Origin of the sequence: Paenibacillus tyrphae (genome assembly GCF_027925525.1) — a bacterium.
Lineage (GTDB): Bacteria > Bacillota > Bacilli > Paenibacillales > NBRC-103111 > Paenibacillus_G > Paenibacillus_G tyrfis_B.
The window spans coordinates 73311-95892 of sequence record NZ_BSDJ01000027.1; the positions used below are offsets into that span (position 1 = coordinate 73311).

The following is a 22582-nucleotide window of genomic DNA, read 5'->3' on the forward strand; positions in this document are numbered from 1 at the left end:
CGCTAATGTCCGATGCTCGGCAGGCCCGCCGGCCGTTGACGGGGGCGCAGCTGGGGATTTGGTTCGCCCAGCAGCTTGACCCGGAGAGCCCAATGTTCAATACGGGGGAATATATCGATATTCGCGGACCTGTAGACCCGGAGCGTTTCGAAGCGGCGCTGCGTCAAACCGTGGCGGAGGCGGAAGCGCTGCATCTGCGCTTCGGCGAAGACGGGGACGGGCCTTGGCAGCGTCTTGAGCCGTCGTCCGACTGGACGTTGCATCATATCGACTTCAGCGGAACGGATCATCCGCTGGAAGCGGCGGAGGCTTGGATGAGACAGAACTTGGCCGAGCCGATGGACCTGACGCGCGGACCGTTGTTTACGCAGGCGTTGTTCAAGCTGGCCCCGGACCGGTTTCTATGGTATCAGCGCATCCATCACCTTGTCATCGACGGTTACAGCTTTTCTTTGCTGGCCCAGAGAGCCGCTCAGCTCTATACCGCCTTCTCCCAGGAGCAGCCACCCGGGCCGGGAGCGTTCGGCGCACTGCAATCGATTCTCCAGGAGGACGAGGCTTATCGCGCTTCGGAACAGCAGGAGCGGGACCGGGCCTTCTGGCTTGCCCGCTTCGCCGACGCGCCGGAAGCGGTGAGTCTGGGCAGCCGGACGGCCAGAGCCGGGGCGGGTTTCCTGCGCCGGACCGCGCAGCTGTCGCCGGACGATGCGTCTGCGCTGCGGGACGCGGCCGATCGGACGGCAACGACGTGGCCCGATGTCGTGATTGCGGCGGTGGCGGCTTACGTGCATCGGATGACCGGGGCCGACGATGTGATTCTCGGTCAGCCGATGATGTGCCGTCTGGGCTCGGCTTCGCTGCGCATTCCGGGCATGGTCATGAACCTGCTGCCGCTGCGTTTGACCGTGCGGCCCGAGATGCCGCTGTCCGAGCTGCTGCGCCAAGTTTCACGGGAGGTTCGCGAGGCCCGGCGTCACCAACTGTACCGGCAGCAGGATATGCGGCGGGAGCTGAAGCTGCTCGGGGAAAACCGCCGCTTGTTCGGGCCGATGGTCAACGTGATGCCGTTCGACTATCGGCTGAGCTTTGCCGGCTGCCCCGGCATTCCGCATAATTTGTCTGCCGGGCCTGTGGACGATCTGTCGATCCACGTCTATGACCGGTCGGACGGAAGCGGGCTGCGGGTAGATTTCGACGGAAATCCGGCGGTGTACGGGGCGGAAGAGCTGGCGGCCCATCAGCGGCGGTTCCTTGGCTGGCTGGAGCGCCTTGCCTCGGCCGATCCCGGGCAGCCGATCTCGCAGATCGACATGCTGCTGACCGAGGAACGGGAGCAGGTGCTCATCGGATGGAACGAAACGGCCCGCGAATTGCCGGAAGCTTCCACGTCCGCGATGGTCGAGGCCCAGGCGGCCCGCACGCCGGATGAGGTCGCCGTCGTTTTCGAGGACACGATTCTCACGTACGCCGAATTGAACCGGCGCGCCAACCGGCTGGCTCATGCCTTAATCTCGCGGGGCGTCGGTCCGGAAGGCATCGTGGCGCTGCTGCTGCCGCGGTCGGCGGAAGCGGTCGTGGCGGTGCTGGCCGTCCATAAAACCGGCGCCGCGTATTTGCCGTTGGACCCCGACTACCCGCAGGACCGGTTGGCCTACATGCTCCAAGACGCCGCCCCTCTGTGTGTCCTGACGGACAGGGAGACGGCTTCCCGGCTGCCTTCCGGAGCGGCAGGGCCTCTGCTGGTGCTTGACGAGCCTGCCACCGAAGCGCAGCTGCTGCGCCAGCCGGAAACTTCTCCCGGCGACGAAGACCGTACCGGCCGTCTGTCGCCTCTTCATCCTGCCTATATTCTTTACACGTCGGGCTCAACCGGCAAGCCGAAGGGCGTGATCGTGACCTTCGGCAGCTTGACCAACCTGCTCACGTCCATGCAGGACAAGTTCCGCCTGAGCGTCCAGGACCGGCTGCTGTCGGTGACGACGATTGCTTTTGACATCTCGGTGCTGGAAATGTTCCTTCCTCTTACGACGGGGGCCCGGATTGTTATCGCTCCGAAGCCGGTGATCGTGGACCCGCCTGCGCTGGCAAGGATGATCCATGAGTCGGGGGCGACGATCATGCAAGCGACCCCGACGCTGTGGCAAGCGCTCGCGTCAAGCAAGCCCGAGCCGTTCCCCGGCCTGCGGATCATCACGGGTGGCGAGGCGTTTCCGCTGGGGCTGAAGCTTGCGATGCAGTCGCTCGGCTGCGAGGTGCATAACCAATACGGGCCGACGGAAACGACGATCTATTCCACCGCCGGGCGCCTGGGCGAAGAACGCACGGGGACGCCGCCGATCGGCGGGCCGATTGCGAACACGCAGGCCTATGTGCTCGATGCGGGGTTGTCTCCGGTACCGCCGGGCGTAGCGGGCGATCTGTATCTGGCGGGGGCGGGACTGGCCCGCGGTTATTTGGGCCGACCGGACCTGACGGCCGAGCGATTCGTAGCCGATCCGTTCGGACCGCCCGGCAGCCGGATGTACCGTACGGGCGATCTTGCCCGGTGGCTTGAGGACGGCACCCTCGATTACATAGGACGCGCCGATCATCAGATCAAGATTCGTGGCTTCCGGGTGGAGCTCGGCGAAATCGAGTCGCTGCTCTCGCGGCATCCGGCCATCGATCAAGTTACGGTCGTCGCGCGGGAGGATCGGCCCGGGGATAAGCGGCTTGTCGCTTATTTCACAACCAATTCCCCGGACGTTCCCGACCCGGTGGAGCTTCGGCAGTATGTGGCCGAAGAGATGCCCGATTACATGGTGCCTTCCGCCTTCGTGCCGTTGGACGCCATGCCCCTGACGCCCAATAAAAAAATCGACCGCAAGGCGCTGCCTGCCCCGGATTTCCATGCAGTCGTCAGCCGTAGTCCGAGAACGCCGCAGGAGGAGCTGCTGTGCGGTTTGTTCGCGGAGGTGCTCGGCCTGGCGAAGGCAGGCATCGACGACGACTTCTTCGGGCTCGGCGGCCATTCCTTGTTGGCGGGGCGGATCGTGGCCCGTATCCGGGAAGTGTTCGGCGTGGAATTCGGCATTGGGGGCCTCTTCGAGTCGCCTACCGTGGCCGGTCTCGCCAAGCGTCTCGATCAGGCGCAGGCCGCCAGACCCGCCGTACGTCCAGCCGAGCGGCCGGAGGCGGTCCCGCTTTCCTTTGCCCAGAACCGGCTGTGGTTTCTGTATCGTCTGGAAGGCCCGAGTCCGACCTACAACATTCCATTGGTGGCCCGGCTGTCTGGCACGCTAAACGTGGCCGCGCTGGAAGAAGCGCTCGGCGATGTGGTAAGCCGGCACGAGACGCTGCGCACGATTTTCCCGGATACGCAGGGCTCATCGCAGCAGCTCATTCTGGATGCGGTGGCTGCTAAGCCCCGGCTGCTGGTAACCGAAGTCCGCGAAGACGAGCTGTCCGCGCGGCTGGCGGAGGCGGTGCGCTACGGCTTCCGGCTAGCTGAGGAGCCTTCGCTTCGCGCCGAATTGTTCGTGCTTGGCGAAAACGAATACGCCCTGCTGCTGCTGCTTCACCATATCGCGGGCGACGGCTGGTCGCTGGTGCCGCTTACCCGCGAGCTGTCCGCCGCCTACGCTGCCCGTCTGCGGGGCGAATTGCCCGCTTGGGCTCCGCTGCCGGTGCAATATGCCGACTATGCGATCTGGCAGGAGCGGCTGCTTGGCAGCGAGGGCGACTCCGACAGCCTCATTGCGCAGCAGCTCGGCTACTGGGCCCGGACGCTGCAGGGCTTGCCGGACGAGCTGACGCTGCCGACCGACCGTCCGAGGCCGGCGGCAGCAAGCTACCGGGGCGGTGTTGTCCGCTTCCGGATCGGCAGCGAGCAGAACCTCCGGCTTGCGGAGCTTGCCCGCGAAAGCAAGGCCAGCTTGTTCATGGTGCTGCAGTCGGCGCTGGCGGCGCTGCTTACCCGGCTCGGCGGCGGGACGGATATCCCGATCGGCAGTCCGATTGCGGGACGGAGCGACGATGCGCTGGACGGCCTGATCGGCTTGTTCATCAATACACTGGTGCTTCGCACCGATACGTCCGGCGATCCGTCCTTCCGCGAGCTGCTGGCCCGCGTCCGCCAAGCGAGTCTGGCCGCTTACGAGCATCAGGATGTGCCTTTCGAACGTCTGGTCGAGGTGCTGAATCCCGTACGGTCGAGGGCCCGGCACCCGCTGTTCCAGATCATGCTGGTGCTGCAAAATACGCCCGATGCTGCGCTGGAGCTGCCCGGAGTAGAGGCGCGTCTTCAATTGGATAGCCCCGGCACGTCCAAGTTCGATCTGACCTTCGAGCTGAACGAGCGCCGCAGGCCGGATGGCACGCCGGACGGGCTGGAAGGGCTTCTGGAGTACAGCTCCGATCTGTTCGAGCGCGGCACGGCAGAAAGGCTGGCCGCGCGGTTTGTGCAGGTGCTGGAGGGAGCGGCGGCCGAGCCGGATCAGCCGATCGGACGGTTGGACATCTTGATGCCCGACGAGCGCAGCAGCCTGCTGGAGCAGTGGCGCGAGCCGCTGCCCGTGACGCCGGGGGCTCATCTGCCCGCGCTGTTCGAGGCGCAGGCGGCCCGTACTCCCGATTCGGAGGCGGTCGTCTACGAGGAGGAGAACCTCGACTATGCGGAGCTGAACCGTCGCGCCAACCGGCTGGCGCATCTGCTGATCGCCGAAGGCGTCGGCCCCGAGCAGATGGTGGCGCTGGCGCTGCCGCGTTCGATAGAGATGGTAGTCGGCGTGCTGGCCGTGCTGAAGGCCGGGGCTGCGTACTTGCCGCTAGACCCGGATTATCCCGCCGATCGGCTGGCTTATATGCTGGAGGACGCCCGGCCGGTGTACGTTGTCACAAGCGAAGCCGGGGCTTTGGGCTTGCCGGATACCGGCAGCTTGCCGCGTCTGGCGCTGGATGCACCGGATACGGCGGAGCGGCTAAAGGCTTATTCGCCGGATAACCCCGGCGACCGCGATCGCAGAGGGCCATTGTCGCCGCTTAGCCCCGCATATATGATCTATACCTCGGGCTCGACGGGCAAGCCGAAGGGCGTCGTGATCCCGCATCAGAACGTCATACGGTTGTTTGCCTCGACGCAGCATTGGTTCGGCTTCGGTTCGGAGGATGTCTGGACGCTGTTCCATTCGTATGCTTTTGATTTTTCCGTGTGGGAAATCTGGGGACCGCTTCTCCATGGCGGCCGCCTCGTGGTGGTGCCGCACACGGTCAGCCGGTCGCCCGCGGAATTCCTGCAATTGCTCGTACGGGAGCGGGTTACAGTGCTGAATCAGACGCCGTCGGCGTTTTATCAGCTGATGCAGGCGGACCGCGAGCAATCGTCGCTGGGCGGGGAGCTGGCTCTGCGCTACGTTGTCTTCGGCGGCGAGGCGCTGGAGCTCGGACGGCTGGAGGAATGGTATGCGCGCCATCCGGACGACGCCCCGAGATTGATCAACATGTACGGCATTACCGAGACAACCGTGCATGTCAGCTACAAGGAGCTGAACCGCTGCAGCGCCGCTTCGGGCACCGGCAGCCTGATCGGCGAAGCGATTCCGGATTTGCGGGTCTATGTTCTCGATGAGGCGCTGCAGCCCGTACCGCCAGGGGTAACGGGGGAAATGTATGTCGCCGGTGCCGGGCTAGCGCGCGGATATTGGGGACGGCCCGGTCTGACGGCGGAGCGCTTCGTGGCCGATCCGTTCGGCGCCCCGGGTTCCCGGATGTACCGTACCGGCGATTTGGCCCGGCGCCTCGCCGACGGCTCGCTGGATTATTTGGGCCGGGCGGATCATCAGGTGAAGATCCGCGGGTTCCGCATCGAGCCGGGCGAGATCGAGGCGGTTCTGGCAAGGCATCCCGGCGTCGCTCAGGTCGCCGTCGTGGTGCGCGAGGATCAGCCGGGCGACAAGCGGCTGGTCGCTTATGTCGTCCCCGCGCCGGACTCGCTCGCCGAGCCAGCCGAGCTGCGCCGGTATGCGGGCGCCACGCTGCCGGATTACATGGTGCCGTCGGCCGTCATCGGCATGGACGTCCTGCCGCTTACGCCGAACGGCAAGCTGGATCGAAAGGCGCTGCCTGCGCCGGATTGGAGCGTCGACCCTGACGGAAGAGGCCCGCGCACGCCGCAAGAAGAAGTGCTGTGCGATTTGTTCGCCGAAGTGCTGGGGCTGCGGCGCGTGGGGATCGACGACGGCTTCTTCGAGCTCGGGGGGCATTCGCTGCTGGCGGTGCGGCTGATGAGCCATATTCGCGAAGCGATGGGCCGCGATCTCGGTATCGGCGTCCTCTTCGAGACGCCGACGGTGGCCGGGCTTGCGGAGCGGCTGGAGATGGGGACGGATCAATCCGCGCTCCAAGTGCTCCTGCCGCTGCGGGCCCATGGTACCGAGCTGCCGCTCTTCTGCGTGCATCCGGCGGGCGGGCTTAGCTGGTGCTACGCCGGTCTGATGAAGCATCTCGGGATGGAATACCCGATCTACGGCTTGCAGGCCCGAGGCATTGCGCAGAGCGAGACGCTGCCGCAGTCGCTGGACGAGATGACGGCGGATTACATTGCGCACATCCGCAAGGTGCAGCCAACCGGCCCGTACCGGCTGCTGGGTTGGTCGCTCGGCGGCAACGTGGCACAGGCGATGGCTGTCCAACTGCAGCAGGAAGGGGAGGAAGTTGAGTTCCTTGCGATGCTGGACGCCTTCCCAAGCCATTATTTGCCGATTCGCGGCGAGGTAGACGAGGAAGAAGCGCTGACCGCGATGCTGGCGCTCGGCGGTTACGACCCGGACAGTCTGGGCGACGTTCCGCTTACCATGGCCGCCGCCATTGAGATTTTGCGCAGCGACGGCAGCGCGCTGGCAAGCTTGGACGAAGCGATTATCCGGAATCTGCGTACGACCTACGAGAATTCGGTCCGTCTGTTGGGGGCCTATGTGCCGAAAAGGTTCGAGGGCGATCTGCTGTTCTTCCATTCCACAATTATTCCGGACTGGTTCGATCCGATCGATCCCGAGATGTGGCGTCCGTATATTAGCGGGCAGATGGAGCGCTACGATATTGCGTGCCGGCATAAAGACTTGTGCCAGCCCGGACCGCTGACGGAGATCGGACAGCAGATTTCGGTGAAGCTGCAGGCGCTGAAAAGCCGGGCAGTCAAAACCTTCAGGGAGGAAATCAAACGATGACCAATCCATTCGAGCGAACGGACAGCGGCTATCTGGTGCTGATCAATGACGAGGGGCAGCATTCGCTCTGGCCCGCTTTCATCCCAGTTCCACAGGGCTGGACTGCGGTGTTCGGGCAGGCTGCTCGGGAGACATGCCTCGACTACATCGCTGCACACTGGTCGGATCTGCGGCCTCGCAGCCTTGATGCCGAGCCTGCTTACGCCGACACGAAGCAGGGATGAAGGGAGCACCGAGTCCCAAAGTCGTGGTGTGCATCGTCTATGTCGCCGCCATGTTTATGGCGGCGATGGACGCCACCGTCCTGAACGTTGCGCTGGGCACCATCAGCCGGGAGCTGAACATACCGCCGGCGGCTTCCGGCGCGCTCAACGTCGGCTATCTGGCGAGCCTTGCTCTTGTCCTGCCGGTAGCGGGCTGGCTCGGGGACCGCTGGGGAAGCAAACGGATATTGCTGCTGGCGCTCGGCTTGTTCACCGGGGCTTCCGCCTTGTGCGGGTTGGCCGACGGTCTGGCGGAGCTTACCGCGTACCGGGTGATGCAAGGCATCGGCGGCGGCTTGCTCGCGCCCGTCGGCATGGCGATGCTGTTCCGGGCCTTCCCGCCGCAGGAGCGGGCCAAGGTGTCGCGGGCACTCGTGCTGCCCATTGCCGCAGCGCCTGCGTTTGGGCCGATCGTCAGCGGCTTGTTGACGGACCAGTTCTCCTGGCGGTGGATTTTCTACATCAATCTCCCGGTCGGTATTCCGGTTCTGCTGTTCGGACTGCTGTATCTCAAGGAGCATAAGGAACCGGAAGCCGGCCGGCTGGATCTGCCGGGCTTCCTGCTCTCCGCTCCCGGCATGGCGCTGACGATGTACGCCCTGAGCCAAGGGCCGGTCCTCGGCTGGCATTCGCCTTGGATTGCGGGCACTGGCCTCCTGGGCATGCTTTTGCTGGCCGCTCTCGTCGGCGTCGAACTGCGCGCGCCGAAGCCGATGCTGGATATGCGTCTGCTGCGTGACAGGCTGTTCCGCACGGCGGGGCTTGTCGGCATGTGCTCGGCCGCCGGCCTGCTGGGCATGCTCTACGTCTTCCCGTTGATGTATCAATACGTGCTGGGCGCCTCGGCGCTCGAGACCGGGCTGACGACGTTTCCGGAAGCGCTGGGGCTGATGGTATCGTCCCAACTCGTGCTTTGGTCTTATCCGAAGCTCGGCCCCAAACGGCTCATCATGACGGGGCTGCTCTGCACGACGGCGATCTTCGTGCTGCTGAGCTTCGTTCACGAAGGAACCGACCCATGGCTGATCCGCAGTCTGCTGTTCGGCGTGGGCGTCTGCTTGGGCCATACGGTCGGCGCGGTGCAGATCGCCTCGTTTGCCAACATTCCCCCTTCGTCGATGGGGCGCGCATCGACCTGGTTCCAGGTCCAGAACCGGCTTGGCTCCGCGCTCGGTCTTGCGCTGCTGTCCGGCATTCTCGCTGCCGTAGGCACGGGAGCGGCGAACGCTGCCGGAGTCATGGAGCCGAATTTGGCGGCTTACCGGTCCGCCCTGCTAGGGGCGGCGGGCTTCCTGCTGCTCGGTCTGTGGTTTGCGTCCGGCATCCGCGACTCCGATGCCGCCGCAACGCTACGCAAGCGGGACGCTCCAGCCCCGGTCAAGACGGGGGGAGAGCGAAGCTCACCTGCCGAAGGGTAATGTGTACGAAAAAGATTGCCGACGATCCTGCCGAAAAAGGCGGATTGCGGCAATCTTTTTATTTTATACGTTGTCGACTTTCATGCCGTTATGGCCAAGACACGATCAGAATGCCGGCGAGGGTGCAGCCTACCCCGATCCATTGATTCCAAGCCGGCTTTTCACCCCCCGCAAGCACTCCCCACAGTAAAGTCACGATGGCAAACAGCGAAGTTGCCGTGATGACGATAGAGGTGTCTTCCAGTCCCAATCCGGTGTTGTAGCTGACAAGAGCGACCGCATCCAGAATGCCGACGATGGCGACCAGTACGGCACCGTTCCTGCCCGGAGGAGTGAGCTTGATCTTCAGCAGCCGGTAAAGGACCGGAAGCAGGAGCGTCGCCTGCAGCCGTCCGATCCAGACGGTCAGCAGACCACCGAGCGCTTCCTGCGCGAAACGGAGTCCGAAGAAGGCCGCACCGAGAAACAGGGAGGCCAAGATGGCCCAAAGCACTCCGCTCGCCAACGCCGTGCCGGATTGCTGTTTCGACTTCCCGGACCATACCATGGATGCCAGGATGACTCCCAACAACGTGATGACGATGCCGAGCCAAGTCCCCGCGCCCAAACGTTCCCCGGACAGCACGGCCAGAACGACGGTCACGACCGAGAAGCTGGAGGCGACAGGTGCGACGACGGCGGAGTTTCCGGTAAGCAGGCCTTGATACAGAAAAAGAATTCCGATCAGATCGACCGCCATCCACAGGCAGGCTGCGGCAACGTGCCAGAGCGACAGCAGAGCAGGCCACTGTCCCTTCCAGAAGACGGCGGCCGTCAAGAAGAGGAGGCCGACGAGCTGCATATAAAAGAGAGTGGAAAATACGCCGATTTTTTTGCTCGATTTTCCCGCGAAGAAATCGGCCGTTCCGAAAGATAAAGCCGACACAAGCCCGAGAAGCATGCCGTTCATGAAAGTTACCTCCTTTTTTAAAAAAATAGTTGTATAATCAATTATTTCTTATGCAATTAAGTTAGCACGGTTTAGTTGCTCCGTCAACGCGGAATCAAGTATGATGAAGTTATCCGATGTTCAATTCAGGAGGAAGAACGGGATGCACCGACTTGAGGAAGACCAGCTTTCGGCTTGGCGGGCTTTTGTCAATGCCCATGCCGCCGTGATTAAACGAATCGAAGTGGATTTATCCGATCGACGAAGAGAGCCGCTTACGACTTATGATGTGTTGGTGGCCCTGTACCAGTCGCCGAACAAGAAGCTGCGGATGAGCGATTTGGCCAATAAAGTCGTGTTAACCCGCAGCGGACTGACCCGGGTGATCGAGCGGCTGGAACGGGAAGGGCTTGTCGAAAGGGAACGGACGGAGGAAGACCGGCGGGGAGCCTTTGCGGTCCTGACCCGGGAAGGGAAGCGGGAATTTCTCCGAACGTGGCCGGTCTATGCGGAGGGGATTTACAATTACTTCGTAAGCGTGCTGGATGAAGAAGAACGGAAGGCCGTCGAGAAGGCGATGACGAAAGTATCCGAGGCGTTGAAAAAAGGAGAAGGCTAGAGGAGCTACAGACCGGACGGACAAGCGGACGCATTTACAAAACCAAACGAAAACCGGTGTAGAGCAAGCGGCGAGCTGCTCTTTTTTTGTTTTTGCTTCAGAAAGACCTTGCCGGTAACGTAACGGCAAAACCGATCAGTGCTTCGATCAATCTGAAGACCCCATCGTCCGGCAGCTCGTCGTCGAGCGGCGGCGGTTGCTATTACTTGCCGATAGAAACGAGGCAAATAAACTTGGAAATTCACATGAACAATGCGCGTGTTGTTATTCCGAGCGACTCGCTGAAAGATTGGAAGGATCAGACTGCTGGAGCAGCACCGTGTGAATTATTCGGAGGTGATCTTGATGGATAACGGCCATCGGCGCTTTCTTTTCGGAAAGACGATTCAGCGGCAAAAGCGTTCTAGCATGCACGTCCATGCTTCGCCGGCACTGTGCGAATAGCCCGATGGAGTCATGTTCAGAAAAGGGCCGTTCAGTTATGATGATAAAAGAAACATCCGGCTGCTGTTCAAGAAAAATGTCTTTTACCTGGACCTTAGTCGGGGAAAAATATAGTCTTCGGGCGAGTTTATTAATTTGCCTTCTCCCCATATACTTTAATTAAGAAAGTAAGTAATAATTAGTAATGAACTATAAAAAAATCAAGGGAGAGAAGGCAATTGAAAAAAGTATGGCGTTTTATCGTGTATGTGTGCGTTTTCGTTCTGGTTGTGGGAGGAACCGGGACGATCGGTTTCATGAGCACGATGCAGGAGGCTATGTCGGTTTACGATAAACCGGTGCCGGCTTCTTTACAAAGCATCCAAGCTCCTGCCTATGATTCGAAAAAGCCGACAGTGGCCGTTATTTTGGCGAATGAAGTGACCGAGGTGTTTGATTTTCTCGTACCGTACGAAATGTTCTCCATGACTGACTCGTACAATGTGTTTGCGGCAGCTCCCGACAAAAACATCAAATCGTTGACGGGCGGCCTTGATGTCGCGCCGCATTACACTTTCGACGAGTTGGACAAATTGACGGGCAAAGGTCCGGATATAATCGTGATCCCTTTCATGCCGATTTTGGATGAGGCGAAATACAAGCCTGTCCGCGATTGGATAAGGAAGCACTCCGGCAAGGAAACGACCTTGTTGTCCATCTGCAACGGGGCGGAGAATTTGGCGGATACCGGACTGCTGAACGGGAAGTCTGCGGCAACGCATTGGGGAGATATCGGCAGATTGGAAAAGAAATATACCGAGATTACTTGGAAAAGGGATCTGCGTTACGTGCCTGACGGCAATATAGTCTCCTCGGCCGGCCTGACTTCGGGGATCGATGCTACGCTGTACGTCATATCCCGGCAAATGGGAGAGCCGATGGCGAAGAAAGTGGCGAAGGAAATGAATTACCCTTCCTACGATTTTGTTGAGCATCCGCAAATGGAGCCTTTCGCGGCCGGATTGAGCGACATCGTCTATGTTTTGAACAATGCGTTTCAATGGAACAAGAAAAAGAACGGGGTCCTGCTGTATGACGGGGCCGACGAGCTGATGTTATCCTCGGCTTTTGACACGTACGGGGCTTCCGGCACGACGACAACATTGACGATATCAAGCAAACGCGGGCCGATCGTTACCCGGCACGGTCTGAATCTGATCGCCCGATATCAAATAGCGGATGCTCCGAAACTCGACAAAATGATTTTTGTGGGGCCGGACGTCAAGACGCGCGCTGCGGGAGATATCCGAAATTGGAACGAAAACGGCGGAAAGGCAGAGCAGCTTTACCTGCACAACGATGCGTCGGAGCGGTTCGCGATGGAGCCTGCGTTTGAAGATTTGGCGAAGCAGGAAGATATCCGGACGGCGAAATTCGCCGCCAAGCGGCTCGAGTACCGCGCCACAAGCCAGCTTAAGCTTGAAGGAGCGCCATTTTCGTACGAAGCGTTCGGCATACCGATCGGTGTCGGCTTGTTATCTTTGTTCCTCGTTTATTTGGCAGACAGACGTTTCGTAAGGAGAAAGACCGTTTCCGCATGAGCCGAACCTGTTCGTATGGTCCCCGGAACGCCAAAGGTTTGTACTAAGGATTTGACGGTACAAGCTTTTGCCTATAGGAAATCGTCGTCGAAAATATAGACATTGACATATCTAAAAAAATAGATATAGTAAAGCTATGGATACCACGATGATATTTAAAGCGTTGTCTAACGAAGCTCGTCGTCAAATTTTGGAATGGCTGAAGCATCCGGAACAACATTTTGACCCTCAACTCTACTTGCCTAAAGACGCCGATTTCAAAGGGGGGATTTGCGTAGGCAGCATTCAAGCCAAAACCGGGCTAACGCAATCCGTTGTTTCGAGCTATTTGTCCATGATGCAAAAAGCCGGACTTTTGGAATCCAGACGTTACGGCCAATGGACCTACTACCGAAGAAATGAACAATTGCTGCGGGAATTTACGGAATATATGCGGAATGAATTGTAGGCATGCCTGTTCGTCGGGCACTGCCTGCTTCTTTTTTGCAATTATAAATCTAAATTTCTGTATATATACATATCGGGAAATTAAGTGATATCTACATGGAGTCCATGCCAACAAAAATTTCAAAAGGAGTGAGTATCATGAAACAGCATTCGCCACGCGAGAGCGAGTTTTCCCATCGTTCGCCCTATCTCGATAATTACCGGTCTTTTCGGGAGCCGATGACCGTTCTGGCCTCCTTATTGTCCCGCTCCGACAACACGCCGCTGGATCAACGCCGACGAGATCCGAATACCCTGCTTGATCAGGAAGGAAAGGCGATTGCCGATCCAGCGGATCCCTCGCAGAAGCTTGCATTAGCGGGCGATCCGAATACCAGTTATGAAAAGTGGGGAGAGTATTGGCGCAAAGTTCACGGCCCCCGCTTTATTTATGCGCAGGACACGGAGGAGGGAAAAATCCGGCATTTGGCCCGTTACGATCAGGTGCATCGCATTTCCGCGGGTCCGACCCATTTTACCCCGCCGCCTTATGAGGCCCCGACTGACGCAAACGGCGAGCTGTACGATACGGTCATCGGTCACATTCCGGAATATAGACGACCGGATTGGGATGGCCTATCTTGCTTTTAACACCCCCGACGATTTGAAAGCCGTATTCAGCCAAGAAAAACTCCGAACGAAGATTGTTCCTGAAGACCAGGCCATTTTCCGTGAGTTGGCCCCTGTTATTGCGACAGAGCACATTATATTGCCGAGCGCAACACAGCGCGACCCGATCCTGCTCGTGAAGATTCACCGAAGACAAGAGGGCATGAGCCGGGAGGAGTTCCAGGAGCGCTGGCTCCGTAAGCATGCGAGCCTTGTGCTAGCGAAGCCTGCGACGCACAAATACGTCAAGCGTTACGTTCAGCTTCATAATATGGGTCCGGTATCCGAAGGGGAACCGTTCTGGCATCCCGTCTCAAGCGGGATTGACGGAATTACGATCATGGCTTTTGCCAATATGAACGATGTAGAGGATTTTCTGATGACCGACGAGTACAGCGAAATTGAGAAAGACGAGCACCTGATCGCCGATCCGAAAGTATCCGAATATTGGACCGGACTGAACTACAATGTAGTGAACCGGGTATATCCGGAACATGCGACGATAAGGTAATCTGCCCCGGCAGAGAAAGGAGAAGGCCATATGAGCGACAAGGGGCGGGGCGTCCGTGGCCTTACTTTGTTTTTGGCTGCCGCCGCAGGATTCTCCAACGCAAATATTTATTATAACCAACCTTTGTTAGGGCATATGGCCCATAGCTATGGCGAGGGCGATAACAGCGTGAGCTTCATTCCGGCAGCGACCCAGCTCGGCTTCGCGCTTGGCCTGGTGCTACTTGTTCCGCTTGGCGATACGCTTGACCGGAGGAAGCTGATTCTATGGCAAACGGCGGGGTTGGTTCTCGCTCTCGTCGCAGAGGCCTTGGCTCCATCCCCTTTGCTGTTGATGACGGCGTCCGTTGTGGTTGGAGGTCGTATCCCCAACTGCGGCGGGCCATTGTCGCTCAGGGGGCTCTGTTCGCCGGTTTTTCCGCTTTTTGGTCTACGCTATCCCTGCTACCCGTGAAAATACCGCAAAATCTAATCAAGTTCACGGGTAGATAGGGGGTCCCCAGAAAGTAATCGGAATAAGCTTCCAAGTGTTACTTCACTTTCTGGGGGAGGGCAGCGGCTGGAGGGATATACCCCACCGGCGTATGAAGAGAGTTTTCTACGCGAAGCGGGTTCCTTAATACTCTCACCGCTTCTTGTTGACAGAAGCGGTATTAAATTTTATATTCTAATTGGGAACTATTAAGGAATTATTCCGTTAATAAATTGACAGTCAGGTTTCGCACAGGAGAGGATTATAAACCGATGGACATCAGTCAGGAAGTGCTGCGCATCAAAAGCAAGCTCATACAAAGAAGGCGGGACTTTCACATGTACCCTGAATCGGGCTGGGTGGAATACCGCACGGCGGCGATTATCGCGGAGCAATTGAGCCGGCTGGGATACCATGTTCACGTGCGGGAGGAAGCGTGCAAATCCGCTTCGCGCATGGGCGTTCCCCAGCCCGAAGTGCTGTGGCACCACGAGAACAGAGCGATTGAGGAAGGGGCCGATCCGCGCTGGGTCGAACGGATGCGGGACGGTCATACGGCCGTCGTGGGAGTCATCCGGACGGGGAAGCCGGGTCCGGTCGTGGCGCTGCGCTTCGACATCGATTCCAACGACCTGACGGAATGCGCCGCCGCTGACCACCGTCCCGTCCGGGAAGGCTTCGCTTCGCGCCACGAGAACATGATGCACGCCTGCGGGCATGACGGGCATGCGGCGATCGGGCTTGGCGTAGCGGAGCTGCTGGCGGGATATAAGGAACGTCTGTCCGGAGAAATCCGCCTGCTGTTTCAGCCTGCAGAGGAGGGCAGCCGCGGCGCCAAAGCGATGGTCGATGCCGGATGGCTCGACGGCGTGGATTATTTATTCGGCGGCCACATCGCCTTCCAAAGCAAAATGCTGGGCGAAATCGTCGGCGCGGTTGGGGGCTTTTTGGCGACGACCAAAATCAACGCCGTCTTCACCGGTAAAGCGGCCCATGCGGGCGCGGCTCCGGAGGAAGGGCGCAATGCTCTGCTGGCCGCGGCCTCGGCGATTGTGCACTTGAACGGGATCAGCCGCCACAGCGAAGGGGCGACCCGGATTAACGTTGGCACGCTCAAAGCGGGCTCGGGCCGCAACATCGTCGCCGACAAAGCGGTGATGGAGCTGGAAACGCGCGGCGAGACGACCGAGCTGAACGATTTTATGAAAAAAGAAACGATCCGCATCCTGGAGCAGACGGCCAAATTGCACGACGTCGCCTGCGAATGGGAGATCGTTGGCGAAGCACCGGGAGCCGAGAGCAGTCCCGGATTAATTCCGCTTATCCGGCAGGAGGCGGAGAAGATGGGCAGCGTCAAATCTTTCGTGCCGAGAATGGACTTGGGCGGCTCGGAGGATGTCGTCTATATGATGAACCGCGTGCAGGAGCAGGGCGGCCAAGCGTCTTATCTACTGTTCGGCTCACCGCTGACCGACGGGCATCATCAGGTCCGCTTCGATTTTGACGAGGACGTGCTGGTGATCGGGACGGAAATTTTGGTCCGGCTTGTGTTGGCATGTCAAGAAGGATAAATCGAAGCAAAAAAGGGGCCCAAAGGGAAAAAAAGACGTATCGCTTTATGAAAGCGCTACCCTGACCGCCGTCCGTGAAAGCGGCGCCGTGCATAAGCGCCGTTCGCGGGCGACGGTAGCTGCGGACGATTAGCGCAGCTCCTTGACGCGGAATATTTTGCGCGGACGGCCGCGGTTGGTCGGCGCTTCCTCGCCGATGAGCTCGACGAGGCCGTGCTCTTCCAGGTCGCCGAGGATGCGGCGCGCGTTCCGCTTGGTCATGCCGAGCCATTCGGCGATGTCGGGGGCGCTGATCGAGTTTTGCCCCAGGTTTTTTTGGACGGACAGCAGCTTGTTGTAGGTCGTGATCGTCACGCCCGCTTTTTTCAGCAGCTCGCTTGTCTTGATATCCTCCGTCCGATAGTTGAAGTTGATGCTGCCGGTCTGCCGCAGGGGACCTTCGATATCGCCTGTGTCGGTGACCAGAATGGCGCAAAAATTGCCCGTTTTTTTGGCGTGCTGCAGGGCGATCTGCGCATTGCGCTCGGCAGCGAGCGCGGTCACGCCGAAACCGATGCCGATGTTCGTTTTCAGGTCGGTGAGCAAGGCGATTTTTTCGAGCAGCACGGAAGGATGGGCACTCGCCTCGGCCGTCTCGAACGCTCCCCGGGTCGTAAAGACGATATATTTGCCGTTGCCGAGGGCGACAAAGGAGCCGGACAGCGCCTCGACATGGCCCAGAATCGTCTCTTGAAGCTGCAGGTCCAGACGGCGTACGTCGTAGGAGCTTTTGTTTTGCCCGATCAGCTTTTCCGGCTCTTCGATATCGATGAGCATGACCGCGATTTGCGATTTTTTGAAATGCATGGTTTCGCCTGCGGTGCTGGCCAGATGGAGCATCGTGCGGATCGTCATCCGGTTGGGCGTAATCCGGTAGACGGGAATGCCCTGCGACTTCAGCTCCTCGTACACCCGGCTCAAGCAGGTGGCGCAGGCATCGACCTTGCCTTGAGCGAACAGCCCGGAGTGGAAGGCGACCAGCTCTTCGGTCGGCTTGAAGCCGGTATACGACAGCAGCGGAATGGTGTCGTAAGCCAGATCCGACTCCGCGCAGGTTTCGTAGAAATGCTCCGGCAGGATCGTATCGAAGCTGACCCGCCCGAGCTGCAGCCGGTCGCGGTATACGATTTCGAGCAGCACCTTCGTCAGGGAGGAGCCGTTCAACTGCGGGAAAAGCGCCGGTTGCTTAATGTTCTGCTCCTGAGCGATCGCGTAAGGGGCTTGTCCCGAAAATACCCATAGGTCAATGTGATGTTCTTCGCGCCGGACGATATCCGCCGTTTCGCTTACGTTCTGATAGACGAACGGAACGATCGTCAACCGGTCTTGAAACTCTTGGCCGATCTCGCGGATCAGGTCGATCGAATCTTTCGGGCCGACGGCTCCAACTCTGGCAATCATATCGTTTGATGTCCTTTCCGAATGTAAAATGCCGGACCTATTCCAAGTTCGGAGCAACCAGTAAAAATCCTTCTGAAATGCGGGTCCGGATCGATTTTTATTTGTTGACACTATCATAGCACATGTTTTATAGTTTATTAAGGGACTATTAAGGGAATTTTTCCACTAAATCGGGGGTGGTTATTCTTGCAGGACGTCTTTGACTATATCGAGCGGCACCGGGACGAGTATATCCGCTGGCTGCAGGCGTTATGCCGCCAGCCGAGCGTTGCGGCGCAAAACCGGGGAATGGTGGAAACCGCGAAGATGGTGGAGGGGCTGATCCGGGAGATCGGCGGCCACGCGAAGCGGATCGATACTTCCGGCTACCCGGTCGTCTACGGCGAGTTTGCAAACGGTAAAAAGAAAACGCTCTCTTTTTATAATCACTACGACGTGCAACCGGAAGACCCGGTGGAGTTGTGGGACTCGCCGCCATTTGCCGCCGAAATCCGGGACGGATGCATCTATGCCCGGGGGGTCGCGGACAACAAAGGCAATCTGACCGCCCGGCTCGCTGCGGTGCATGCCTATACGGCGGTGCGGGGCGGGCTTCCGCTGAATGTGAAGTTCGTTATTGAGGGCGAAGAAGAGATCGGCAGCCTGCATCTCCGAGAATTCGTCGACGCGCACAGGGAGCTTGTGCAAGCGGACGGCTGTATCTGGGAGTTCGGCTACAAGAACGCAGATGGCAGCCTGCAGGCCAGCTTCGGAGTGAAAGGCATGTGCTACGTCGAGCTCGTGTGCCGGGGGGCGAATACGGAGATGCACTCCTCGCATGCTGCCGTGATCGAAAATCCGGCCTGGCGGTTAATCTGGGCGCTCAACACGCTCAAAACGCCCGACGAACGCATACATATCGAAGGCTTTTACGATAAGGTGGCTGCCTTGTCCGAGGCGGACATCGAGGTGCTCCGGCAGATGGCTTACGACGAAGAAAGCACCTTGGAGAAGTTCGGTCTGGACTCGTTCGTCCTCGGGCTGTCCGGTTTGCCGCTGAAAGAAAAGCTGATTTACCAGCCGACCTGTACCGTGTGCGGGTTTCAATCGGGCTATACCGGCCAGGGCAAGAAGACGGTTCTGCCGTCCGAGGCGAGGGTGAAGCTGGATTTTCGTCTCGTGCCCGATCAGGACCCGTTCGAAATCTTCCGACTACTGCGCCGGCACCTGGACGAGCACGGCTTCGCCGATATCGAAGCGATTCCGTATACGATGACGTATCCGGCCCGTACGCCGCTCGATAACGCTCTGGCGCGGTCGGTCGTCCGGACGGCCAAGCAGGTCTACGGGACGGAGCCGACGCTGAAGCCAATGTCGCCCGCGACCGGCCCGATGTACATTTTGTGCCAGCGCATCGGCATTCCTGCGGTTTCCGTCGGGGTCGGGCATTTTGCTTCGAATAACCATGCCCCGAATGAAAATATCGCTGTCGACGATTATATCCGAGGCATCAAGCATATCGCGGCCATTATCGAAGACTTTGCCATCCAAGAGTAATCCTGAAGGGGGACACACATTTATGAAAAGGTTTACATCCATCAGTCTGGCCTTGGTTCTTGCGTTGTCGGTCGGTCTTGCCGGCTGCGGCAAACCGGATGCGGCGGGTACAGGCGGGCAGCAGGGAAGCGGGCAAACGAAGGAGAAGGTGCTGACCATTGCCCGAAGCGGCGACATTCTCGGCTTCGACGTCCACAACCACGGCTTTACGAGCACGGAGTCGGTTCATGTCAACATGTTCAATTACTTGGTTAAGCGGGATCGGGAAGGCAAGTTTCAGCCCGATTTGGCCGTATCGTGGGAAAATGTGAACCCGACCACCTGGCGGTTCAAATTGCGCCCGGGCGTCAAATTCCAGAACGGCGATCCGTTTACGGCGGCCGACGTGAAATTTTCGCTGGAGCGCGTTGCCCAAGACGCCAAGCTGGTGGAGAACGGCAACTACAAGCAGATCAAGGAAGTGAAGGCGGTCGACGACCTGACGGTCGACGTCATTACCCACGAAGCGGAGCCCGTTCTGCTGTCGCGCCTGTCCCGCCTCGGCTCCAGCATGCTGCCGTCCAAATATATTCAGGAAAAGGGCTGGGACGAGTTTCTGAAAAAGCCTGTAGGCACCGGCCCGTACAAATTCTCCGAATGGATTCGTGACGACCGCGTCATTCTGGTGAAAAACGACGATTATTTCGGCGAAAAAGGGAAATGGGACAAGCTGGTGTTCCGCTCGATTCCGGAGGAAGCGACACGGGTCTCCGAGCTGCTGACCGACGGGGTCGACATCGCGGTGCAGATTCCGCCGACCGATATGAAACGGATTAACAACGTCAACTCGACCCAGACGATCAGCGGTCCGACGACACGCGTCATGCTGCTGTCGCTGCGCACGACGAGCGGCCCGACGGCCGATCCGCGCGTGCGCGAGGCCATCGATCTGGCGATCAACAAAAAAGCGATTATCGACAGCCTGTTCGAAGGCGACGGCAAAGAAACGCTGACGCCGATTATCCCGGGCATCTTCGGAGCGAAGCCGGATTTGTTCGGCAAGTCGAACTACAATCCCGAGCGCGCCAAGCAGCTGCTGAAGGAAGCCGGTTTTGAAAACGGTCTTACGATCAACTTCACGGGCTCGGTAGGCAAGTCGCTCAAGGATAAGGAAACGTCCGAGCTGATCGCGGCGATGCTGGAAGAGGTCGGCATCAAGGTGAAGATGGAAATTTTGGAATCGAGCAAATTCAACGAAAAACGCAATGCCGGCACGACCGGAGATATGTTCCTTGTCGCGTACTCCAACTCGATGTTCGACGCCGCGCTGCTGTACAAGCGTCTGAAACCGGATACGGGGTACAACAATCCCGAAGTGACGAAGCTGCTGAGCGACGCGGAGAAAAATATGAACGCCCAGGAGCGGGAGAAGCAGTTCCAGCAGGCGCAGGACATTTTGGCCAAGGACCGTCCGCAAATTCCGTTGCTGCAATTGGGCGCGAACTACGGCATCAACAAACGCATAGAGTTTACTCCGAGAATCGACGAAATCACATATGCGGACGAAATTATTTTGAAGTAGGCTAACCTAACTTGTTCGAGGGGTCTCAGTCGCAGACCCCTTTGTCATTCCATCCTGTCCTTGGGAGGTACACCGTGAGGCAATTTTTCGTGAAGTCGATTATGCAGTTTATCCCCGTGCTGTTTCTGATCTCCCTGATCGTGTTCCTGCTCGTCCACGTTTCCGGAGATCCGGTCACGCTGATGCTTCCGGACACGGCGACGGACGAAGACCGCAGGGCGCTGACCACGGCGCTTGGTCTGGACCAGCCGCTGCACATCCAATATTTCAAATTTATGGCGCAATTGGTACAGGGGGACTTCGGCAATTCGTTCCGCTACCACCAGCCTGCGCTGCCGATCGTGCTGGACCGGCTGCCAGCGACGTTCGAGCTCGCGGCTGCGGCAATGCTCGTCGCGACGGTTATCGCCATTCCGCTCGGCATCATTTCAGCGACCAAGCGCAATTCGTTCTGGGACGTGTTCGCTACCGGGGCGGCGGTGCTAGGCAAGGCGATGCCGCATTTCTGGCTCGGCATTATGTTTATTCTGCTCTTCTCCGTGAACTTGGGGATGTTCCCGGTGTCCGGCCGCGGCACGCTGCTGCATCTGGTTCTGCCCGCAGTGACGCTCGGTACGGGGATCGCCGCCGAAATGACGCGCTTGATCCGCTCCAGTATGCTGGAAATTTTAGGACAGGATTACATTCGAACCGCCCGCAGTAAAGGCGTAGCCGAGAAGCTTGTCATTTACAAGCATGCGTTCCGCAACTCGCTCATTCCGGTCGTCACGATCATGGCGCTGCAAATTTCCACACTGATCAGCGGGGCGCTCATTACAGAGACGATCTATGCGTGGCCCGGCATGGGGCAGCTTATTATTCAAGCGGTCAATACCCGGGATATGGCGATCGTACAGGCGGCCGTTTTCGTCATCGCGTTCCTGGTCATTCTCAGCAACATGCTCGCGGACCTCGTCTACCGGCTGCTGGATCCGCGCATCAAATTCAATTAAACGCAGGAGGCGAGCGCACACATGAGCGTATCGATAGAAGCGCAAAGCGGAAAGGTCGGCGCAGCATCCGCATCGAAGCGTCCCGGCAAGGCGGCGCGCATCGTCCGTTCGCTGCTGAAGAGCAAGACGGGTACCATCGGATTTATCATCGTCGTTGCGGTTGTGTTCATGGCGGTTTTCGCGAGCGCCGTGGCCCCGCACGATCCTGCCAAGACGAATGCGGCCAAGCGGCTGGTGCCTCCGATGTGGATGGCGAAAGGCACGACGGACCATCCGCTCGGCACGGACAATCTGGGGCGCGACGTCCTCAGCCGCATCATCTACGGCTCGCAAATCTCACTGCTCGTCGGCGTATGCGCCGTGGCCGTCGCCGGAACGATCGGCGTCATTCTGGGGCTGGTCTCGGGATATTACGGAGGCTGGACCGACCGGATCATAATGCGGATCGTCGACGCCTTCCTGGCGATTCCGAATATTTTATTCATGCTCGTGATTCTTGCGGTGCTCGGTCCCGGCTTGTTCTCGCTCATTTTCGTGTTGGGGGTCACCAACTGGGTCAAGTATGCGCGCATTATCCGGGGGGAAGTGCTCAGCGTCAAGGAGCGCGATTACGTGAGAGCGGCCCGTGCCGTCGGCTCGCGCGACGTACGGATTATTTTCAAGCATATTCTGCCCAACGTCGTATCGTCATTCATCGTCGTGTCCACGCTGAGCATCGCCACGACCATTATATTGGAAGCATCTTTAAGCTTTCTCGGACTCGGCATTCAGCCGCCAACCGTCACGTGGGGCGGCATGCTAAGTGACGGCAGACAATATCTGGCCACCAGCTGGTGGGTCGCGACGTTCCCCGGCATCGCCATTACGATTACCGTGCTGGGGATCATTTTCCTCGGCGACTGGTTGCGCGATATATTGGACCCGCGAATGAAAACGAAAGAATCTTAACTC

16 protein-coding genes are annotated in these 22582 nt (G+C 59.0%); 14 read left to right on the forward strand and 2 right to left on the reverse strand.

Translation table 11 applies throughout. The annotated features are described in order from the left end of the window. Positions 1-5: 5 nt before the first annotated feature. From QMG93_RS25830 to QMG93_RS25840, 3 genes are read left to right on the forward strand one after another with little or no spacing between them, the layout of a single operon-like run. On the forward strand, positions 6-7202 hold the full coding sequence (locus QMG93_RS25830; protein WP_281941635.1) for an amino acid adenylation domain-containing protein: 7197 nt from the start codon (positions 6-8) through the stop codon (positions 7200-7202). Next, positions 7199-7426, forward strand: coding sequence for an MbtH family protein (locus QMG93_RS25835; protein WP_281941637.1), 228 nt, complete (start codon positions 7199-7201; stop codon positions 7424-7426). The genes QMG93_RS25830 and QMG93_RS25835 overlap by 4 nt, the downstream gene beginning before the upstream one ends. Next, a complete protein-coding gene (locus QMG93_RS25840; protein ID WP_281941638.1) occupies positions 7423-8883 on the forward strand; it encodes a DHA2 family efflux MFS transporter permease subunit in 1461 nt (486 codons plus the stop codon). Before QMG93_RS25835 ends, QMG93_RS25840 begins: the two co-directional genes overlap by 4 nt. An 88-nt stretch (positions 8884-8971) precedes the next feature. Here the strand turns inward: QMG93_RS25840 and QMG93_RS25845 are convergent, their stop codons facing one another. Continuing rightward, positions 8972-9832, reverse strand: a complete 861-nt coding sequence (locus QMG93_RS25845) for a DMT family transporter (RefSeq protein ID WP_281941639.1) — start codon at positions 9830-9832, stop codon at positions 8972-8974. 142 nt (positions 9833-9974) lie between these two features. Here QMG93_RS25845 and QMG93_RS25850 point away from each other — a divergent pair, with 142 nt between their 5' ends. From QMG93_RS25850 to QMG93_RS25880, 7 genes are all read left to right on the forward strand, one after another. Continuing rightward, on the forward strand, positions 9975-10430 hold the full coding sequence (locus QMG93_RS25850) for a MarR family winged helix-turn-helix transcriptional regulator (protein WP_281941641.1): 456 nt from the start codon (positions 9975-9977) through the stop codon (positions 10428-10430). Between the two features lie 662 nt (positions 10431-11092). Next, on the forward strand, positions 11093-12454 hold the full coding sequence (locus tag QMG93_RS25855) for a DJ-1/PfpI family protein (RefSeq protein WP_281941642.1): 1362 nt from the start codon (positions 11093-11095) through the stop codon (positions 12452-12454). A gap of 148 nt (positions 12455-12602) precedes the next feature. Then, positions 12603-12902 (forward strand): ArsR/SmtB family transcription factor, encoded by a 300-nt coding sequence (locus tag QMG93_RS25860; protein WP_373949116.1) that lies wholly within the window; start codon positions 12603-12605, stop codon positions 12900-12902. Between the two features lie 137 nt (positions 12903-13039). Then, the gene (locus QMG93_RS25865) at positions 13040-13531 is read left to right on the forward strand and encodes a hypothetical protein (RefSeq protein ID WP_281941645.1); all 492 of its coding nucleotides are present in this window, start codon (positions 13040-13042) and stop codon (positions 13529-13531) included. Continuing rightward, entirely contained in the window at positions 13512-14060 is a 549-nt protein-coding gene (locus QMG93_RS25870; protein WP_281941647.1) for an EthD domain-containing protein, read from the forward strand. Before QMG93_RS25865 ends, QMG93_RS25870 begins: the two co-directional genes overlap by 20 nt. Before the next feature lie 30 nt (positions 14061-14090). Continuing rightward, positions 14091-14513 carry a hypothetical protein gene (locus QMG93_RS25875; protein WP_281941648.1) on the forward strand — a complete coding sequence of 141 codons (423 nt, stop codon included), beginning with the start codon at positions 14091-14093 and terminating at the stop codon, positions 14511-14513. A gap of 290 nt (positions 14514-14803) precedes the next feature. Then, entirely contained in the window at positions 14804-16102 is a 1299-nt protein-coding gene (locus tag QMG93_RS25880) for an amidohydrolase (protein ID WP_216789304.1), read from the forward strand. Between the two features lie 129 nt (positions 16103-16231). On the opposite strand, the gene QMG93_RS25885 is transcribed toward QMG93_RS25880, so the two are convergent. Beyond that, positions 16232-17542, reverse strand: coding sequence for a hypothetical protein (locus tag QMG93_RS25885; RefSeq protein WP_281941651.1), 1311 nt, complete (start codon positions 17540-17542; stop codon positions 16232-16234). Between the two features lie 186 nt (positions 17543-17728). Here QMG93_RS25885 and QMG93_RS25890 point away from each other — a divergent pair, with 186 nt between their 5' ends. From QMG93_RS25890 to QMG93_RS25905, 4 genes are all read left to right on the forward strand, one after another. Beyond that, positions 17729-19078 carry a M20/M25/M40 family metallo-hydrolase gene (locus QMG93_RS25890; protein WP_281941654.1) on the forward strand — a complete coding sequence of 450 codons (1350 nt, stop codon included), beginning with the start codon at positions 17729-17731 and terminating at the stop codon, positions 19076-19078. Positions 19079-19100: 22 nt separating this feature from the next. After that, positions 19101-20639, forward strand: a complete 1539-nt coding sequence (locus QMG93_RS25895) for an ABC transporter substrate-binding protein (protein WP_281941655.1) — start codon at positions 19101-19103, stop codon at positions 20637-20639. Between the two features lie 74 nt (positions 20640-20713). Beyond that, a complete protein-coding gene (locus tag QMG93_RS25900) occupies positions 20714-21631 on the forward strand; it encodes an ABC transporter permease (protein ID WP_281941657.1) in 918 nt (305 codons plus the stop codon). Between the two features lie 21 nt (positions 21632-21652). Further along, the gene (locus QMG93_RS25905) at positions 21653-22579 is read left to right on the forward strand and encodes an ABC transporter permease (RefSeq protein ID WP_281941659.1); all 927 of its coding nucleotides are present in this window, start codon (positions 21653-21655) and stop codon (positions 22577-22579) included. The last annotated feature ends 3 nt before the right edge of the window (positions 22580-22582 follow it).

Coding starts and splice junctions, on each gene's coding strand:
- QMG93_RS25830 (WP_281941635.1), top strand. CDS start 6: ATGTCCGATGCTCGGCAGGCCCGCCGGCCGTTGACGGGGGCGCAGCTG.
- QMG93_RS25835 (WP_281941637.1), top strand. CDS start 7,199: ATGACCAATCCATTCGAGCGAACGGACAGCGGCTATCTGGTGCTGATC.
- QMG93_RS25840 (WP_281941638.1), top strand. CDS start 7,423: ATGAAGGGAGCACCGAGTCCCAAAGTCGTGGTGTGCATCGTCTATGTC.
- QMG93_RS25845 (WP_281941639.1), bottom strand. CDS start 9,832: ATGAACGGCATGCTTCTCGGGCTTGTGTCGGCTTTATCTTTCGGAACG.
- QMG93_RS25850 (WP_281941641.1), top strand. CDS start 9,975: ATGCACCGACTTGAGGAAGACCAGCTTTCGGCTTGGCGGGCTTTTGTC.
- QMG93_RS25860 (WP_373949116.1), top strand. CDS start 12,603: ATGATATTTAAAGCGTTGTCTAACGAAGCTCGTCGTCAAATTTTGGAA.
- QMG93_RS25865 (WP_281941645.1), top strand. CDS start 13,040: ATGAAACAGCATTCGCCACGCGAGAGCGAGTTTTCCCATCGTTCGCCC.
- QMG93_RS25870 (WP_281941647.1), top strand. CDS start 13,512: ATGGCCTATCTTGCTTTTAACACCCCCGACGATTTGAAAGCCGTATTC.
- QMG93_RS25875 (WP_281941648.1), top strand. CDS start 14,091: ATGAGCGACAAGGGGCGGGGCGTCCGTGGCCTTACTTTGTTTTTGGCT.
- QMG93_RS25880 (WP_216789304.1), top strand. CDS start 14,804: ATGGACATCAGTCAGGAAGTGCTGCGCATCAAAAGCAAGCTCATACAA.
- QMG93_RS25885 (WP_281941651.1), bottom strand. CDS start 17,542: ATGATTGCCAGAGTTGGAGCCGTCGGCCCGAAAGATTCGATCGACCTG.
- QMG93_RS25895 (WP_281941655.1), top strand. CDS start 19,101: ATGAAAAGGTTTACATCCATCAGTCTGGCCTTGGTTCTTGCGTTGTCG.
- QMG93_RS25905 (WP_281941659.1), top strand. CDS start 21,653: ATGAGCGTATCGATAGAAGCGCAAAGCGGAAAGGTCGGCGCAGCATCC.